This is a genomic window from Streptomyces sp. NPDC055025, from assembly GCF_053608565.1.
This window is the reverse complement of the sequence record NZ_JBSGVS010000012.1, coordinates 1-16,332: the sequence shown is the minus strand read 5'-3', so window position 1 is coordinate 16,332 and position 16,332 is coordinate 1. Positions and strand designations below refer to the sequence as shown.

At 71.8% G+C, this 16,332-nt stretch carries 15 protein-coding genes; 8 read left to right on the top strand and 7 right to left on the bottom strand.

Translation table 11 applies throughout. The features are described from left to right. Window positions 1-26 precede the first annotated feature (26 nt). Window positions 27-767: an SDR family NAD(P)-dependent oxidoreductase gene (locus ACWGDX_RS10030; RefSeq protein ID WP_453624013.1), complete on the top strand. Its 741-nt coding sequence runs from the start codon at window positions 27-29 to the stop codon at window positions 765-767. A gap of 172 nt (window positions 768-939) precedes the next feature. Here ACWGDX_RS10030 and ACWGDX_RS10025 read toward each other — a convergent pair whose 3' ends face one another. From ACWGDX_RS10025 to ACWGDX_RS10010, 4 genes are all read right to left on the bottom strand, one after another. Then, window positions 940-1,248, bottom strand: coding sequence for a hypothetical protein (locus ACWGDX_RS10025; RefSeq protein WP_453624011.1), 309 nt, complete (start codon window positions 1,246-1,248; stop codon window positions 940-942). 220 nt (window positions 1,249-1,468) lie between these two features. Next, on the bottom strand, window positions 1,469-2,200 hold the full coding sequence (locus tag ACWGDX_RS10020) for a Clp protease N-terminal domain-containing protein (protein WP_453624009.1): 732 nt from the start codon (window positions 2,198-2,200) through the stop codon (window positions 1,469-1,471). 205 nt (window positions 2,201-2,405) lie between these two features. Next, window positions 2,406-2,789 carry a DUF397 domain-containing protein gene (locus ACWGDX_RS10015; RefSeq protein WP_453624007.1) on the bottom strand — a complete coding sequence of 128 codons (384 nt, stop codon included), beginning with the start codon at window positions 2,787-2,789 and terminating at the stop codon, window positions 2,406-2,408. Continuing rightward, complete coding sequence (locus ACWGDX_RS10010) at window positions 2,779-3,630, bottom strand: helix-turn-helix domain-containing protein (RefSeq protein WP_453624005.1); 852 nt, start codon at window positions 3,628-3,630, stop codon at window positions 2,779-2,781. Before ACWGDX_RS10010 ends, ACWGDX_RS10015 begins: the two co-directional genes overlap by 11 nt. A 210-nt stretch (window positions 3,631-3,840) precedes the next feature. On the opposite strand from ACWGDX_RS10010, the gene ACWGDX_RS10005 reads away from it, so the two are divergent. From ACWGDX_RS10005 to ACWGDX_RS09975, 7 genes are all read left to right on the top strand, one after another. Continuing rightward, on the top strand, window positions 3,841-4,410 hold the full coding sequence (locus tag ACWGDX_RS10005) for an RNA polymerase sigma factor (RefSeq protein ID WP_453624003.1): 570 nt from the start codon (window positions 3,841-3,843) through the stop codon (window positions 4,408-4,410). Next, window positions 4,407-5,321, top strand: a complete 915-nt coding sequence (locus ACWGDX_RS10000) for a zf-HC2 domain-containing protein (RefSeq protein WP_453624001.1) — start codon at window positions 4,407-4,409, stop codon at window positions 5,319-5,321. Before ACWGDX_RS10005 ends, ACWGDX_RS10000 begins: the two co-directional genes overlap by 4 nt. A gap of 147 nt (window positions 5,322-5,468) precedes the next feature. Further along, window positions 5,469-6,278: an ABC transporter ATP-binding protein gene (locus ACWGDX_RS09995; protein ID WP_453623999.1), complete on the top strand. Its 810-nt coding sequence runs from the start codon at window positions 5,469-5,471 to the stop codon at window positions 6,276-6,278. Further along, window positions 6,275-7,777 (top strand): hypothetical protein, encoded by a 1,503-nt coding sequence (locus tag ACWGDX_RS09990; RefSeq protein WP_453623998.1) that lies wholly within the window; start codon window positions 6,275-6,277, stop codon window positions 7,775-7,777. The genes ACWGDX_RS09995 and ACWGDX_RS09990 overlap by 4 nt, the downstream gene beginning before the upstream one ends. Before the next feature lie 248 nt (window positions 7,778-8,025). After that, window positions 8,026-8,607: a hypothetical protein gene (locus ACWGDX_RS09985; RefSeq protein WP_453623996.1), complete on the top strand. Its 582-nt coding sequence runs from the start codon at window positions 8,026-8,028 to the stop codon at window positions 8,605-8,607. A gap of 257 nt (window positions 8,608-8,864) precedes the next feature. After that, the gene (locus ACWGDX_RS09980; RefSeq protein WP_453623994.1) at window positions 8,865-10,679 is read left to right on the top strand and encodes an ABC-F family ATP-binding cassette domain-containing protein; all 1,815 of its coding nucleotides are present in this window, start codon (window positions 8,865-8,867) and stop codon (window positions 10,677-10,679) included. A 303-nt stretch (window positions 10,680-10,982) separates the two neighbouring features. Beyond that, window positions 10,983-12,560, top strand: coding sequence for a hypothetical protein (locus tag ACWGDX_RS09975; protein ID WP_453623993.1), 1,578 nt, complete (start codon window positions 10,983-10,985; stop codon window positions 12,558-12,560). A gap of 139 nt (window positions 12,561-12,699) precedes the next feature. Here the strand turns inward: ACWGDX_RS09975 and ACWGDX_RS09970 are convergent, their stop codons facing one another. From ACWGDX_RS09970 to ACWGDX_RS09960, 3 genes are all read right to left on the bottom strand, one after another. After that, window positions 12,700-13,695, bottom strand: a complete 996-nt coding sequence (locus tag ACWGDX_RS09970; protein ID WP_453623991.1) for an N-acetyltransferase family protein — start codon at window positions 13,693-13,695, stop codon at window positions 12,700-12,702. Window positions 13,696-13,941: 246 nt separating this feature from the next. Then, entirely contained in the window at window positions 13,942-14,625 is a 684-nt protein-coding gene (locus ACWGDX_RS09965) for an ABC transporter ATP-binding protein (RefSeq protein WP_365906562.1), read from the bottom strand. Between the two features lie 163 nt (window positions 14,626-14,788). Beyond that, window positions 14,789-16,237: an ABC transporter permease gene (locus ACWGDX_RS09960; protein WP_453623989.1), complete on the bottom strand. Its 1,449-nt coding sequence runs from the start codon at window positions 16,235-16,237 to the stop codon at window positions 14,789-14,791. Between the last annotated feature and the right edge of the window lie 95 nt (window positions 16,238-16,332).

The window sequence follows — 16,332 nt, the reverse complement described above, 5'->3', positions numbered from 1 at the left end:
CCGTACGCACCCAACAAGGAGAGCGCATGTCACGTCCGGTCACCATCGTCACCGGCGGCAGTCGGGGAATCGGCGCCGCGACATGTGTCCGGCTGGCGGGCGACGGACATGACCTGGCCCTGGGGTACGTCAGCGACGGTGCGGCGGCCGAGCGGGTCGCGGGCGCCGTGCGGGCGGCGGGGGCGCGCTGTGTGGCCGTACGGGCGGACACGTCCGACGAGGCGGACGTGGAGCGGCTGTTCGACACGGCGGTGACCGAACTCGGGCCGGTGACCGGCCTGGTCAACAACGCCGGGGTCACAGGCCCGCTCGGGCGCTTCGCCGACGTCCGCACCGAGGACCTGCGGCGGGTGGTCGACGTCAACCTCATGGGCTATCTGCTCTGTTGCCGCCGGGCCGCCCAGGACATGACCGCCCTCGGCACCGGCGCCATCGTCAACGTCTCCTCGGCGGCGGCCACCCTGGGCAGCCCCGGCGAGTACGTCCACTACGCGGCGACCAAGGCGGCCACCGACGCGCTGACCGTCGGTCTGGCCAAGGAACTCGGCCCGGCCGGCATCAGGGTCAACGGCGTCGCCCCCGGCGTCATCGAAACCGAGATGCACGCCACGATGGGCGATCCCGACCGCCCGGCCAAGGCCGCCCCCGAGATCCCGCTCCGCCGCCCCGGCCAGCCGTACGAGATCGCCGCCGCCGTCGCCTGGCTGCTGTCGCCGGACGCCTCGTACACCACGGGGACGGTCCTGAGGGTCGCCGGCGGGAGGTAATCCCCCTCGAAGCCGCCCCCGAGCCACCTTTCATGCGACTTTCAGTCCCTCGCCCTGGTGACGTGCCCGTCGGGCCGCGCGGGGCGGAGTGTCGAGCCCCACTGTCCGTTACGGCGGTGGGGCTCAGGGGCACGCTGAGCGCGCCGATGGCGGGCAACCGGGCGGGCGGTGATCAGCTTCGGCCGGGTGTCGGTTCGTACCCGTCCAGCGAGAAGCGCATCGAGCACTCGTCCTCCGGCTCGACCCTGACGGGCCGGCCCCACCACTCGCTCAGGGCGCGTCCGACGTCATACAGGCGCGTCCGTTCCTCCGGGCTGTACGCGGGGAAGCGGGCCCAGCCGTGGTCGGCGATCCGGTTGCCGATCTCGGTGAAGAACACGGCGCGGGCCCGCCGTTCCTCCTCCGGCGTCAGCGGAGTGGGGCCGCCCGCCGTGCCGCCCGGAGAAGGCACTTCGCGTACGTTGTAGAGATCCCGGATCATTCGCACTCCTGCCGGTGGACATCGACCTGAGGGCGCCCTGTGCTCTCCCCCACGCATGATGTCACCAGCAACGCCGATGGCTCCCCCAGCACGTGCGGAGAGGCCCGGACCGGAACGAGGCCGGTCGCGCCGGATCGTCCCGCACGACGTGTGGTGTGTGAGCGGACGTACCGAGTCATCGGCAGGCCGTGATACGCACGCGGCGCCGCCACTTGCGGAGCTACTTCCCGGCTTGCTCCTGGATCGCGCCCAGGGCGGCCGACACGCGCTCCTCCGTGCCCGCCTTGTCGACACCGAGCCCGCCGAGCACCCCCGCGCCGTCCTCCTGCTCCAGCAGCGCCAGCAGCAGGTGCTCCGTGCCGATGTAGTTGTGGCCCAGCCGCAGCGCCTCACGGAAGGTGAGTTCGAGGGCCTTCTTCGCCCGAGCGTCGAAGGGTACGAGGTCGGGCACGGGCTCACCGGACGGCTCCGGCAGCGCCCCGGTCACGGCCTCCTCGACCGTCTTCAGCGGGATGCCCTGGGCGACGAGCACCCGTGCGGCCAGCCCGTCGGGGTCGTCGAGCAGGCCGAGCAGGAGATGTCCTGTGCCGATCTGGGTGTGACCGCTTTCGCGGGCCTTGTTCTGGGACGCGACGACGACGTTCCTGGCCCGGGGCGTGAACCTGCCGAAGTCCTGGTTCGCGTCGGGCTCCTGCTCGCCCTTCGTCACGAACCGCTTCTGGGCCGCCTGCCGTGTGACGCCCATGGACTTGCCGATCTCGGTCCAGGAGGCCCCGGAGCGGCGCGCCTGGTCGACGAAGTGGCCGATGAGGTGGTCGGCCACCTCGCCGAGATGGTCGGCGGCGACGACAGCGCTCTGGAGCTGGTCGAGGGCGTTGCCGTGCACCTTCTTGATGGCCTCGATGAGGTCGTCGAGGCGAACGGAATGGGTTGTCTGAGTCGGTTCCACCATGAGGCAACCCTAGGTTGACAGCCAGCCTGTCGTCAACCCGTGGTTGACACTCTTCGTGTGTCCGGGCACCCCGCACGTCCGGGCAGCGCACCGGGCCGTCGGGCGGAGATACCGCGCTCATGGCACGGCTCACTCAAGAGGCGTGCGTACCGCCACCCTTGAACTTTGGGACAAGGAAGCTCATGAGAGCCGGGCGCGTGAACGGTCAGGCGCTCAGGGCTCCCTCGGTGAGGGCGCCGATGAAGGACGACCAAGCGGGCGCGGGAACGGCGAGGGCGGGGCCGTCGGGGTTCTTGCTGTCCCGGACGGGGACGATGCCGGGGACGCCGTCCGCGACCTCGACGCAACTGCCGCCGTCCGGGTTGCTGTAGCTGGACTTACGCCAGCCGAGAGGGGCGAGAACGGCTTCGATGACCTCGACGCAATCACCGTTGTCGCCACCGCTGTAGCTGGACTTGCGCCAACCAGCAAGCAGGGACGCGGGGACGACGTCTGTCACCTCGACGCAACTGCCGTTGTCGCCACCGCTGTAGCTGGACTTCCGCCAGCCAGTAAGGGCGGACGCCATGGGAACGCGGCTAACAGTCATCTTCGTAATCCTCAGCCACCGATTCGATCAGGGTGAGGGATGCCGCTGGCGGCAACGCGGCGGCCCTGGTCAAATCGTATGCCTGACGGAGCCGTCGCACGAGATGCGGATCGTCGAACAAGTTCCCGGTGAACACGCCCTCGACGTAGGCCATGTCGGGGGCATCGTCAAAGCTCATCAGAGTGACCATACTGCTCATGGTCGCGTGAGCTCCGGCGGAGAACGGGACGACCTGCAAGAAAATCCTGTCGGCTCGCATCAGCCTTGCGAGATCGCGCAGTTGTTCAGCCATTACAGCCGGACCACCGACGACGGTCCGCAGGACTGTCTCACTGAGGATGACCCAGGTCACGGGAGTCTCCGGGTTGTCCAGCAACTGTCGGCGCGAAGTTCGGACGGCGACCAACTCGTCCATCCTCTTCGGATTGGGGTTGGGCTCCCGTGATCGGTACACCGCTCGCGCGTACTCCGTCGTCTGCAAGATCCCCGGAACCAGCGAGACCGCATACTCATGGATGGCCGTCGCCAGCCGCTCCGCCTCCGCCGCCTCCCTGAAGTACGCCGCGTACTTCGCCTCCTCCAGCGTCCGCAGCATGCGGTAGAAGCGCCCTCCTGTGCCCAGCACCTGGTCGATGCGCTGTGCGTCGTCAGGGCGCGGCATACGGCGGCCCGCCTCGAAGTGGGCGAGGAGGGTGTAGTGGCAGACCACACCCTCGCTTAGCTGTTGCTGTGTCAGCCCCGCGGCCTCGCGCGCGATGCGCAGTTCCTGTCCGAAGTGCTTGCGTGGCGGCAGATACTCCCGCGCGTCACGCTTCTCTCCGCGCTTCTCCTCCTGCGTCATTCCAACGCCCCTTTCCTGTCACGCGCCTTGTCGAGCCATGACCCCCTTTCGCAGCGTACGCGCCACGCTGCCACTCCGTAATCAATTCATCACAGAAAGCACACGATGGCGGGTGCCGGGGAAGGCGCACCCGAGCCCGAGCCCCCGCACCATGTGACGCAGAGCACACCCGAACGAAAACCTGGCGGCGCCGCCGAACGTCTTGCCGGTGTGGGATCACGCAGGAGGACACTCGCTGAGCTGGACGAGGAAGGACTCGTCCGGCTCGTCGCCAAGGGCGACCGCGCCGCGTTCGAGGAGTTGTACCGGCGCACCGCCCCCTGGCTGACCGTGCGGCTGCGGCAGCGGTGTGCGGACGAGCAGATCGTCGCCGAAGTCATGCAGGAGACGTATCTGGCGGTATGGCGTGCCGCCGACGCGTTCGCCGGTGCGGCGGTCGGCGGCACGGCCGTCGGCTGGCTGTGGACGATCGCCGCGCGGCGTCTGGTCGACGCGTTCCGCCGCCGCGCGCACCACGCACGCCTTCCCGACGCGATGGCCGCCGGGACCGCTCGTACCGTCGCGCCCGCCGCCGAGGACGAGGTGCTCGCGGCGGCCGTCGACGGTGAGGTCGGTGACGCCCTGCGGCGGCTCGCGCCCGAACTGAGCGACGTACTGCGGGCCATGGTGCTCGACGGGCTCACCGTACGGGAGACCGCCGTTCTGCTCGGTCTGCCGGAAGGAACCGTCAAAACCCGCGCCCGTCGGGCACGGCGAGCCATGCGGGAGGCACTTTCATGAGCACCAACAAGCGTACGGACGCGGGCTCGGGCAGGGGCTGGGGCTCGGGCAGGGGCTGGGCCAGTCGGCGCCACAAGGCGCCCGACGCGCACCACGCCTCCGAGCCGCTCATCACCCGCTACGCACGCGGCGACACCGCCATCCCCGGCGACGAGATCTGGGCGCTGGAGGCCCACCTCGAATCCTGCGCGCTCTGCCGAGCCCGGCTCGCCGCCGCCGTGGAGAGCGCCGCGCCCGCGGTGAGCGCGCTCGTCGACGGCGTCTGGTCCGAGCTGGCGCCGCTGCTGCCCACGACCGCTCCCATGCCCAGGCGCCGCCGCTGGGCCCTGCCTCTGCTGGCCTGGGCCTCTCCGGTGATGGTGCCGTGGGTGTGCACGACCGTCCTCATCACCCTGCTCGCCATCCTGTTCGACCAGACGAACGGTCCGGGATTCGACTTCGTCCTCCTGCTCGCCCCCGTACTGCCCGTACTGGGCGTCGCCGCCTCCTGGGCGCGCGGTCTCGACCCTGCGTACGAACTCACCGCGGGGACACCGCGCGCCGGACTCCCCCTGGTGCTCCGGCGCACCACGTCCGTACTGGTCGTGGTGATCTCGCTGCTGACGCTCGCCGGCTGGATCACCGGTACCGGCATCGCGCAGTGGCTGCTGCCCTGCCTGGCCTTCACCACCGGCACACTCGCGCTCGGCGGGCTGGTCGGGGTGACCCGGGCGGCGGCCGGACTGGTGCTGGCGTGGGTGGCCGTGATCGTGGCGCCGACCGTGGCCGTGAGCCGTGTGCCCTTCGCGGACCGTACGCCCGTCACCCTCCAGACGGACGCCCTCCCCGTGTGGGCCGCCGTCTTCGCGCTCGGCCTGGCGGTCGTGATCGTCCGCAGGGGCGCGTACTCCCTGCTCGGAGCGCGCCGCTGACACGCCCGTCGCCCGTCGCCCGTCGCCCGTCGCCCGTCGGCACCTTGCGCCCACCCGCCCCTCTCCGCGCCATCCCGCGCCACCAATACCAACCGCCAACCGCCAACCAGCGAAAGGTTCCTCACCCATGACCGAGGAAGTGACCACATGACACGCGGCGTGACCGCTGCCGAAGTGGCGCCCACCGCATACGCCTGGGAGATCCACGCCGAAGGGCTCAAGGTACGGGCCGGGGGCCGCAAGCTGGCCGTCGACGGTCTGGACCTGGCCCTCGGCACCGGGGTGCACGGGCTGCTCGGGCCCAACGGCGCCGGGAAGACCACTCTCATCCGCGCCCTCGCCACGGTCCTGCGGCCGGCCGACGGCTCCCTCGAACTGCTCGGCGCTCCCGCCGGAGCGCAGAACCGCCGCCGCGAACTGCGCCGGCGGATCGGTTATCTGCCGCAGGAGTTCGGCTACTACCGGCGCTTCACCGTCCGCGAGTTCATCGAGTACATGGCATGGCTCAAGGAGGTCCCGGCGGCGGAGATCCCCGGCGCCGTACAGCGCGCCGTCGAGCGCGTCGGGCTCGCGGACCGCGCCGACCACCGGCTGAAGACGCTGTCCGGCGGCATGGTGCGGCGCGCCGGTATCGCGCAGGCGATCGTCAACGACCCGAGGATCCTGCTGCTCGACGAGCCGACGGCCGGACTCGACCCCGCCCAGCGCCTGCGCTTCCGCGAACTGCTCCACCAGCTCGGCACGGACAGCTGTGTCGTCGTCTCCACGCATCTCGTCGAGGACGTCGCGGCGGCCTGTACGGACGTACTGCTCATGGCCGACGGCCGCACCGTGTTCAGCGGCACACCGGACCAGCTCGCCGACGCGGGCGGGCCGGACGACCCGGGCGACAGCCCGATCGAACGCGGTTACGCGGCGCTGCTCATGCGCTCCGAGCCCGGAAGGGGTACCTGGTGAACCCGGCAGGACCACAGACACAGCCGTCGTACGCGGACAACCCGACCCGGACGCCGCGCACCGAGGACCCCAAGGCTCCGCGCGGAGGGCGGATCCTGCGGATCGAACTCCGTCGCTCCAGCGGCCTGTGGCTGAGCGCGCTCCTCCTGTTCGGCTCGCTCGCCCTGCTCCAGCTCTTCAGCGACGGACCGTGGGGGGAGGGTGCCGAGTCCTGGACCGCGCAGTGGACGTCCACCGCCTGGTGGGAGCGGTATCTGATGGTGTTCCTGTGGCCGCTGTCCGTGGCCGCCGGGGCCGTGCAGGGGCTGCGGGACCACCGTTCCGGTATGACGGAACTCATCGGCACCACACCGCGCCCGCCGTGGCAGCGCGCGGCCAGGACGGCGGGCGCGCTCGGGCTGGCCCTCGCCACCGCCTATGTGCTGGTCTTCCTCTACGGAGCGGTCCAGGTGATCGGCAACGAGGGGTACGCGCATCCGCGCTGGCTGCCCATCCTGCTGGTCGGGGCGCTGGCGCTGGTCGCCGCCGCCTGGCTGGGGATGGGGATCGCCAGGACCCTGCCGTCCGCACTCACCCCGCCCGCGCTCACGATGGCGACGCTGATGGCCGTGATCCTCGTCCACGACGCGGTCACCAAGGACATGTTCCCCAACCGGATCGTTCTCCTGTCGCCGTCGCTGGCGGAGGTGCACAGCGTGTTCCTGACCGTCGCCTGGCGTGTCAACGCCGGGCAGGCGGTGTGGCTGCTCGGTCTCGCCGCCACGGGTTTCCTGCTGCTGGTGGCGGGGAAGCGGCGTGCCCGGCTGCTGGCGCTCCTGCCCATGGTGCTGGGCGCGGCGGTCGCGGTGCCGCTCCTGCCCGCGTCCCACGACCGCGACTACGTCATCGACAAGGCGGCGACGGCGCTGGTGTGCGAGGGCCCCGTCTGTGTCACGCGGCTGCACGAACGGGAACTGGCCGCGCTCGCCGGTCCCGAGGGCCCCGGCGAGAAGGCGCTGCGGCTGCTGGCGGCCCTGCCGGACCCGCCGTCCACGGTGCGCGAGACGGTCCCCGCGTGGCCGCCCGGCGTGTGGCAGCCGCAGGCGCCGCCGCAGCCCGCCGGTTTCGTCCCCGTCGACTTCGAGGCGCGGGCGCTCAGCGGCGCCCCGAAGGACGAGGTCCTGCGCGGTCTGCTCGCCGGGGCCGGTACCGCGCCCTGTGTCGTACCGCTCAGGACGTATCCGACCGAGGAGGAGGAACGGCGCTACGACGAGACCAGGGCCGTACGCGAAGTGGCCGCGCGCACGGTGGCCGCCGCCTGGTTCACCGGGGAGCTCAAGCCCCTGCGGGGCACGGGCCCGCTGGGGGCCGAGGCGGGCAAGCTCGCCGGGCCCGCCTGGGACGCGCTGCGCGCGCTGCCCTCGGACGAGCAGCGGGAGCGGGTCGCGGCGCTGCGGACGGCCGCGCTGAGCTGCGAGGGCGATCTGCTGACGGTGCTGGGGGAGGACGGCCCGAGGTGAGGAACGTGACGCCGGGGGACGGGAAAGGGTCGGAGCCGCGGGAACACCCGTCCCCCGTAAGGCCGTTGGCGCGGGGCGCCCGCTCGCGGACGCCGGGCGCCCGGTCGCTGGCGTCGGCTGCCCGGTCGCTGGCTGCTGCCCGGTCGTTGTCGGCTGCCCGCTCGCTGGCGCTGGGCGTCCGGTCGTCGGCGCTGGGCGTCCGGTTGGCCCCGGCAGTCCGGTCGTTGGCGCCGGCCGCCCGGTGGCCGGTGCTGTATGCCCGGTCCCGGCAGGTCCCCGTCTCGCTCGCCGCCGTGCTCGGCTGCGCCGTCTTCGTATGGTCGCTCCCCCGGAGCGGGACATCCGGTGATCCGAGGATGGTGGCCCTGCTGCTGACCTCCGTGGTGGCGGTGGCCTCGACCGGGCTGAGCGGGCAGGACCTCGCGCTGGACCGTACGGCGGCGATCCGCTGGGCACCCCGGCGCGCGGCGCACGTGCTGCTCATCGCCGCGCTCGCCGTGGCCGTACTGCTGGTCCTGTCGGCCTTGTCGGTGCTGTCGGCGCCGGGCGGCGGGCCGGTCCCGGTCGGGTACGCCGTACGCAACAGCGCCGGGCCGGCGGGCGCCGCCGCGATCGGGGCGGTGGTGTGGGGCGGACGCTATGCCTGGACGGTGCCGTTCGGCTGGTGCCTGACCGCGTTCGTCGTACCGGTACCGGCCTCCGGCGGAGTGCCCGCCCAGGTGGCGACCTGGATGCTCCAGCCGTCCGGCACCCCGGCCGCCACCTGGACCTCGGCCGTGCTGGCGGTCGGCGGCGGGCTCGTCTACGCGCTGGCGGGTCCCCGGCGCTGACGGGCCGTCGAGCGCACCGAGCGCGGTGTACCGCACCGCATCCCGCCGCATCGCATGGGATCGCATGGCATCGCATCAGCCGGGCCGCCCTCCGGTGGTCCGGCTACACTCGACGCCATGTTCGCCCACTACTACTTCCTGTGATTCCGGACCTGCTCCCCAGGTCCCCCGGAATCCAGCCCTGACCGACCCGACGCGGCACGCGATACGCGATGCGCGGCGCGCGGGTGTCAAGGCCTGTCCTCACAGGAAGAAGCATGCGCGAGCACGCCCAATTGGCGATGAAAGACGTTTCCAAGGCGTACGGCGACCGGTCGGTTCTCGATCAGGTGTCGCTGACCGTACGTCCCGGCGAGAAGGCCGGAATCATCGGGGAGAACGGCTCCGGCAAGTCGACACTGCTGCGGCTGCTGGCCGGGGCCGAGCACCCCGACGCCGGTGAGATCACCGTCCGTTTCCCCGGCGGTGTCGGCCATCTCGCCCAGACCCTCGGACTCGATCCCCTGTGCACCGTCCAGGACGCCGTCGACTCCGCCCTCGCCGAGGTGCGGGAGCTGGAGCGCCAGCTGCGCAAGGCCGAGAAGGCTCTCGGCGGGGCCGGTGACGAGGAGCTGGCCGCGTACGGCGAACTGCTCACGGCGTACGAGGAGCGCGGCGGCTATCAGGCCGACGCCCGGGTCGACGCCGCGCTGCACGGTCTCGGGCTCGCCCGGGTGACGCGCGGGCGGCGGCTCGGCTCGCTCTCGGGCGGCGAGCGGTCCCGGCTCGCGCTGGCGTGCGTGCTGGCGTCGGCGCCCGAGCTGCTGCTGCTCGACGAGCCCACCAACCATCTCGATCTCCGGGCCACCGGCTGGCTGGAGGAGCAGCTCAGGGCACACCGGGGGACGGTGCTCGCCGTCACCCACGACCGGGTGTTCCTGGAGCGGATCGCGACGACGATCCTGGAGGTCGACCGGGACACCCGGGCGGTGACGCGGTACGGGGACGGCTGGCAGGGCTACCGGACGGCGAAGGCGGCGGCCCGGCAGCGGTGGCGGCAGGACCATCTGGAGTGGCTGGCCGAGGTGGCCCGTACGGAGGAGCTGGTCGCCGCGTCCGGGCAACGGCTCGCCGCCACCGGCAAGGACCCCCGCCAGGGCTTCGGCAAGTACCGCCGCGCCCATGAGGCGAAGCTGTCGGGGCAGGTCAGGGCGGCGCGGCAGCGCCTGTGGCGGCTGCGCCGGGAGCCGGTGCCCGCTCCCCCGGAACCGCTCAGATTCGCACCCGCACTGAACTCCGGCGCCCTGAACTCAGGCGCGGCGCCACGAGCGGTGCTCGCGGCGCCGGGAGCGGCGCCGGTGACGGGGGCCGACCCGGCGGCGGGCCCGGAGGACGCGGGAGGCATGACGGGTGCGGGAGGCATGACGAGCGCGGGAGACACCGGAGATACGGGGAACGGGCAGGGCGTCGTGGCCGAGTTGGCCGACGTGGTCGTCGGAGACCGGCTCCGGGTGGCCGCTCTGCGGGTACGGGCGGGCGAACGGCTGCTGGTGACGGGCCCCAACGGCGCGGGCAAGAGCACCCTGCTCCAGGTGCTGGCGGGTGAACTGCGCCCGGACAGCGGCTCGGTGACCCGCCCCCGCCGGATCGGCCGGCTGGCCCAGGACCTGCCCGCCGTACCGTCCCGGCTCCCGCTCCTGCGCGCCTTCGCGGCCGACAGGCCGGGGCCGCCGGAGGAGTACGAGGACGAGCTGCTGGGCCTCGGGCTGTTCCGGGCGGACGATCTGGCCGTACCCGTCGCCTCGCTCTCGGTCGGCCAGCGACGCCGGCTGGAGCTGGCCCGGCTGGTGACCCGTCCCGTGGAACTGCTGATCCTCGACGAGCCGACGAACCATCTCGCGCTCACCCTGGTCGAGGAGCTGGAGGAGGCGCTGCGGAGCTACGCGGGCGCGTTGGTGGTGGTCTCGCACGACCGCCGCTTCCGGGCCGGTTTCACCGGCGCGCGGGTGGAGTTGCGCTCGGGGCGTGTCGTACGGGAGACCGGCCCCGGGGCCGACGCGGAAGACAGCAGGCGGCCCCGAGGGGGTCATTGATCAACCGACGAATGAACGCTTATCAGCTCGGCCCTGCCTGGGCCCTCCGGTGGGTCCGTGGGCCCTGCGGGTGGGCCCCGAACCGTCCTTAGGCTGCTGCCGCTCGGGGGGCAACAAGGGCGTGAGCTGGGAGAACAGGTGAAGGGCGCAGGCAGGTTCCGCGGTCGGTACGGGCTTCGGCTCCGGCAGAGGCACGGGCAGGGGCACGGGCAGGGGCACGGACAGCGGCACGAACAGCGGCACGGCCGGGGGTGGAGTGACAGCGGGCAGAGCGGGGCCGAGTACGCCGCGATGGTCGGGGTCGTGTCCCTGGTCGTGGCCGCGATCGTCGGCGTCAGCGTGCCCGCCGACACGGCGACCGGGCTGAAGAGCGCGGTGTGCCGGATACTCCACCCGTTGAGCGGGTCCGACGCCTGCGCCTCCGGCGACTACGCGGACGGCGAGGGCGACGGCGAAGGCGGGGGAGACGGCGGCGGGGGCGGGGGCGGAGACACCTTCGTGCCGGGCGACGACCCGTTCGAGCCCGCGAAGTGTCTGCTCTCCCAGGACCAGACCAAGGACACCGTCGTCATCCAGATCTTCTTCATCAAGATCAGCAGCTCCGAGACGGTCAAGCTCCAGCAGTGGTCGGACGGCACGGTCACCCTGGAGCGGATCACCGAGACCGGGGGCGGGGTCACGGCGAGCATCTCCGCGGGCATCCCCGGTCTGAAGGACTGGGGCGGCAGCGCCAAGCTGAGCGGCACCTATCTGGCGGGCAGCGGCAGCGGCGGACAGTGGCTCTTCAACGGGAACAAGAGCGACAACCCCCAGGCGGACCTGGAGGCCAACCTCGCGGACGCCAAGCAGTTCGCCGAATACCTGAAGGCCATGGACGACTGCAACAGCCGTCCGGCGGGCCCCCGTTCCTCCGAACTCGGCATGATCTGCGGCTACCACGCGGGCAAGAAGAAGCCCGACCTCGAACCGGAGCGGGCGCCGGACGTCGACATCACCAAGACCTCCACGGAGGCCTCCGGCAATGTGAGCTTCGGCGGGAAGTTCAAGAGCAACGGCAAGAGCGGCAAGGACGCCGGGAAGAGCGACGGCCCCAAGGACCTCGGCAAGATCTCCGGCGAGGTGCTCTCCGGCACGATGACCGAGGACGTCGTGGTCATGCGCCACAACACCGGCCAGAACGCCGGGAAGATCACCTTCATCTACACCTTCACCGTCAAGGGCATAGCGGGCGCCGGAGGCGTGGCCACCGGCGAGCGGATGCAGCAGGTCGCGGTCACCTACGACGCGGCGGCCTACGACCAGGAAGAGGAGGACGACGCCCCGCACCACCCGGAGAAGCTGGTGATCACCACCAGCCAGGAAGCCGGTGACGGCAACGGCTTCAAGGGCGAGGCGGGCGCCAACGCGGGTCCCGTGACCATCGATGTCGGCGGCGGCGGCGGAACCACCGAATCCGAGATACACACCGAGACGGCCGAACTCATCCTCGACGACGACGCCGACAGCACCGCCGTCGAGGACTGGCTCCGCGGCAACGGCGACCCCGCGAAGAACCCGCTGCCCTCCCCCTCCGACGCGGCCGAGGTACCGGGCCCCGACGCGAGCCCGCTGGAACGGCTCCTGCACGACAAGGGAAAACTCAGCAAACTCGACTACAAGGCCAACACCGACTGGTGGAACGCCTCACTCGGCATCGGCTTCGGCATCTCCGTCGGACAGTTCTCCCTCGGCTTCAAGCTCTTCGGGATCGACATCACCCATGAGCACAAGGAGCAGACGATCACCGGTGACCCCACCTACGCCACCGGCCCGAAGAACGGCGGCGCCCGGCCCTGGGTCGAATGGAAGAACTGCACCCGGACCAAGCCCATCACCACCTGAGGAGGGCGGGACCGTCGGGCACGATCAGGGCGGTACCGTCCGGCACGATCAGGGCGGTACCGTCCGGGACGGATCCGGGCGGTCGCCATGGCGGAGACCCGCCGGACGCCCGCCCCGCCCCCGGAGCCCGGTACGGCCCTCAGAGCTTGGTACGGAAGATGCCGGCGGGGCGCTCGCGGCGGTAGCCCAGCGCCTCGTTCACGGCCAGCATCGACGCGTTGCCGTCCGCGACGGTCGTGGTGATCTCCCGTACGGCGGGGTGCAGTTCGCGCAGCCGCCCCAGCAGATGGCGCTTGACCGCCCGGCCGAGACCGCGCCCCCGGTGGGCCGGGACGACGACCGTGTCGTACTGGACCGCGCGGGTGTCGGCGGGATCGCGGAGCGCCACCTCCGTGTACGCCACCACGGCGTCGCCGTCCGTCGTGTCGAGCACCGCGGCGGTGAGGACGATCCCGCCGCGCCGCTCCATCACCTGGGCGCCCGCCCGTATCCGTGCCACGTCCGAGCCCGGTCTCCGCTCGTCCAACTGCCCTCCGGGCACGGCTGCCGGCGCGTCCCGTACCGTCGCGTGGGCACGGGCGAAGGACTCGGCCGGTCCGTCGGGGACCGCGCCCGACCAGTCGGTGAAACGGAGGCCGTCGGGCAGCGCGGGCGGCGGGATCTCGTCCACCGCCTGCTGGACACGGAGTACGTACCAGCCGAGCGGAAGCACATTCGTGAAGCCCAGGCTGTCCACGAACGCCTCGCCCGCGCCGCCGAGTTCGAGCACGGTCGAGACCGAGGTGCGGCCGTGCGCGAGGAGTTCGGCGCGTACGGCGGCCCAGAGCGCGGCGCCGACCCCGGACCGCCGGGCGTCGGGCCGTACCACCAGGGCGTCGAGAAAGGCGGTGTGGCGGCTGTCCCGGTCGGTGAACAGCAGCAGCGAGGCGACACCCTCGTACGAGCCGTCGGGTCCCGTCGTCGCGAGATGAACGTTACTGCCGTGCAGCGGGGGCACCCGCAGCCTGCCCGCGGTCTCCCCCCTGCTGGGCTCGGGGACCGAGGCGGGGAGATCGCGGACATGTGCGGCGCTGATCACCGCGTGATAGGCGTCTGTCTCGGCGTCCGACGGCGGGCTTCCCAGAGTGATCAGCATGGACCGAACCTACGCGTACGAGGAGGGCGACGCCCCCGAGTTGACGGGACGTCCGGGCGGGGCGGGACAGGGTGCTCGTGCCCCGACAGCACAAGCACCCCCGGCCGGACCCTGTCCGGCAGGTCCTGTCCGGCCGGACCCTGTCCGGCCGGACCCTGTCCGGCCGGACAGGACCTGCCCCCGCTGCCTGGTCCGCCCGGCTCCACGGTCCGGGCGGCACGCTACGGCCGGTGCGGCCGCAGTGGCTCAGGCCGCCGCGTTCTCGGTGACCGTGACCCGGCCCTTGCGGATCGTGGCGAGCCGTGGGGCCCGGCGGGCGATCGAGCTGTCGTGAGTGACCATGATGAACGTCAGGCCGTGCTCTTTCCAGAGGCCCTCCAGCAGTTCCATGATCTCGTCACGCATCGACTCGTCGAGATTTCCCGTGGGTTCATCGGCGAGCAGCACCTTCGGCCGCTTGACGAGCGCGCGGGCGATCGCGACACGCTGCTGCTGGCCGCCGGAGAGTTCGCCGGGCACATGGCCGAGCCGCTCACCGAGGCCGACGGAGTCCAGGGCCTCCGCGGCCTGCTGCCGCCGGGCGGCGCCCTTGACGCCGAGGGGCACGAGCGCGGTCTCGACGTTCTCCTGCGCGGTCAGGGTGGGGATGAGGTTGAAGCTCTGGAAGACGAAACCGATGTTCTCGGCGCGCACCTTCGTCAGCCGGGCCTCGGGCAGGCTCGCCAGATCCACCCCGTCGAACTCGACGGTGCCCTTGGTCGGCCGGTCGAGCCCGCCGAGCATCTGGAGAAGGGTGGACTTGCCACCGCCGGTGGGACCCTGGATGACGAGCCGGCCGCCGTCCTCGATGGTCAGATCGACGCCCGCGAGCGCGTCGACGGTCTTCTTGCCGCGCTGATAGCGCTTGGTGACACCGCTGAGCTGGTACACGGTTCAACTCCTGCTGTACGGACCGCTGTACGGACTGCCTTACGGACTGCCGTTCGAGGGTGTGGGACGGGGTGGTGCGGGAGGGTGAGGCGGTGAGGAGGGTTCCGGCGGTGCGGGGGACAGTGGCCGGAGGAGGCCGCCGGGCCCTGTCCGGTGCGGCCCGTCACTCCAGCCGCCGCAGCGCGTCCGCCGGGCGCAGCCGGGACGCGCGCCAGCCGCCGAAGCCGCCCGCGATCAGACCGCCCGCGACGGCGAGTCCGACGGCGATACCGAGGGTGGCGAGCGAGACGGGCGCGGTCAGGGTGATGTCGAGCGCCTTGGCCGCGGTCTGCCGCGCGGCTCCGCCGCCTCCGAAGCCCCCGCCGCCACCGCCGAAGCCGCCACCGCCACCGCCCGTGGAGCCGAGCTGCGCCGTCAGGGTCGGGCTGACGGCCGTGACGAGATAGGCGCCGCCGAGCCCCAGCGCGATACCGAGCACACCGCCGAGCAGGCCGTTGACCAGTGCCTCGCCCACCACCTGACGGGTCACCCGGCCGCTCTTCCAGCCGAGCGCCTTGAGCGTGCCGAACTCCCGTACCCGGCGGCTGACCGCCGAGGAGGTGAGCAGACCGGCCACCAGGAAAGCGGCGATCAGTACGGCGATGGAGAGCCACTTGCCGACGGTCGTGGCGAGATCGGAGGCCGTGGACAGGGAACCGGAGACGGTGTCCGCGAGATCGGCCGAGGTGGTGACGGTCGTGTCCGGCACGTTCTTCTGGATGGCGGACTTGACGCCCTCGATCTGCTGCGAGTCGGCGGCCTTCACATAGACCGTGGTGACCTTGTCCTTGGAGTCGGCCAGGGTCTGGGCCTTCTTCAGCGGAATGTAGAGATTGGCGGCGGCGTCGCCGCTGTCGGCGGTCGCGACCCCGACGATGGTGAACTTGGTGCCGGAGATGGTCACGGTCTTGTCGACCGCGAGGCTCTTCTCCTTGGCGTACGCGCTGTCGACGATCGCGACGGCCGCGTCGGTCTCACCGCTCGTGAAGGTACGGCCCGAGGTGATCTTGGAAGAGGTGAGCGGGCCGAGGGCGGGCACGGAGACATCGGTGCCGTACACCGAGTAGGTGTTGACGTCGAACGCGGCGCCGCCGCCCCGGACCTCGCCGCTCCCGCCGCCACCACCGCCGCCACCGCCACCGCCGCCCTGCCCCGGGGTGAACTCGCCGGGCTTGAACTCTCCGTTGACCTTGAGCACGGTCAGGCTCAGCCCGCCGACGGCGTCGGCGACCCCGTCCTGGCCATCGACCTCGGTCACGGTCGAGGCGGCCAGCGTCTGGAAGCCCTGGACCACCACCCGGTCACTGCTCTGCTCGCCGTCGCCCTGGGCGTCGAACTCGAAGCGCGGCCTGTTCTGACCCTCCTCGCCGGGCGGGGGCGCGGCCTTGGTGACGGTCATGTCGGTGCCCAGGCCGTACAGCGACTGCAGGACCTTGTCCTGTGCCTGGCTCATACCGGAGGAGACCGAGCTGACGATGATCACCAGCGCGATACCCAGGGCGAGCCCCGAAGCGACGACGAGCGCCGCCTTTCTGCGACGGCGCAGCTCGCGCCTGAGATACGTGAAGAACATGAGCGTGAAGCTAGGCAGCGGGCGTGATGAAGTGTTGAGGCTCCGGTGAGAGCTGGATGAGAACGCGAACGGCGGCGGCACCGCGAGGGTGCCGC

Bases quoted from the DNA above. Each gene is read 5' to 3' on its own strand.
- ACWGDX_RS10030 (WP_453624013.1), top strand. From the start codon at position 27: ATGTCACGTCCGGTCACCATCGTCACCGGCGGCAGTCGGGGAATCGGC.
- ACWGDX_RS10025 (WP_453624011.1), bottom strand. From the start codon at position 1,248: ATGATCCGGGATCTCTACAACGTACGCGAAGTGCCTTCTCCGGGCGGC.
- ACWGDX_RS10020 (WP_453624009.1), bottom strand. From the start codon at position 2,200: ATGGTGGAACCGACTCAGACAACCCATTCCGTTCGCCTCGACGACCTC.
- ACWGDX_RS10015 (WP_453624007.1), bottom strand. From the start codon at position 2,789: ATGACTGTTAGCCGCGTTCCCATGGCGTCCGCCCTTACTGGCTGGCGG.
- ACWGDX_RS10010 (WP_453624005.1), bottom strand. From the start codon at position 3,630: ATGACGCAGGAGGAGAAGCGCGGAGAGAAGCGTGACGCGCGGGAGTAT.
- ACWGDX_RS10000 (WP_453624001.1), top strand. From the start codon at position 4,407: ATGAGCACCAACAAGCGTACGGACGCGGGCTCGGGCAGGGGCTGGGGC.
- ACWGDX_RS09995 (WP_453623999.1), top strand. From the start codon at position 5,469: ATGACACGCGGCGTGACCGCTGCCGAAGTGGCGCCCACCGCATACGCC.
- ACWGDX_RS09980 (WP_453623994.1), top strand. From the start codon at position 8,865: ATGCGCGAGCACGCCCAATTGGCGATGAAAGACGTTTCCAAGGCGTAC.
- ACWGDX_RS09970 (WP_453623991.1), bottom strand. From the start codon at position 13,695: ATGCTGATCACTCTGGGAAGCCCGCCGTCGGACGCCGAGACAGACGCC.
- ACWGDX_RS09960 (WP_453623989.1), bottom strand. From the start codon at position 16,237: ATGTTCTTCACGTATCTCAGGCGCGAGCTGCGCCGTCGCAGAAAGGCG.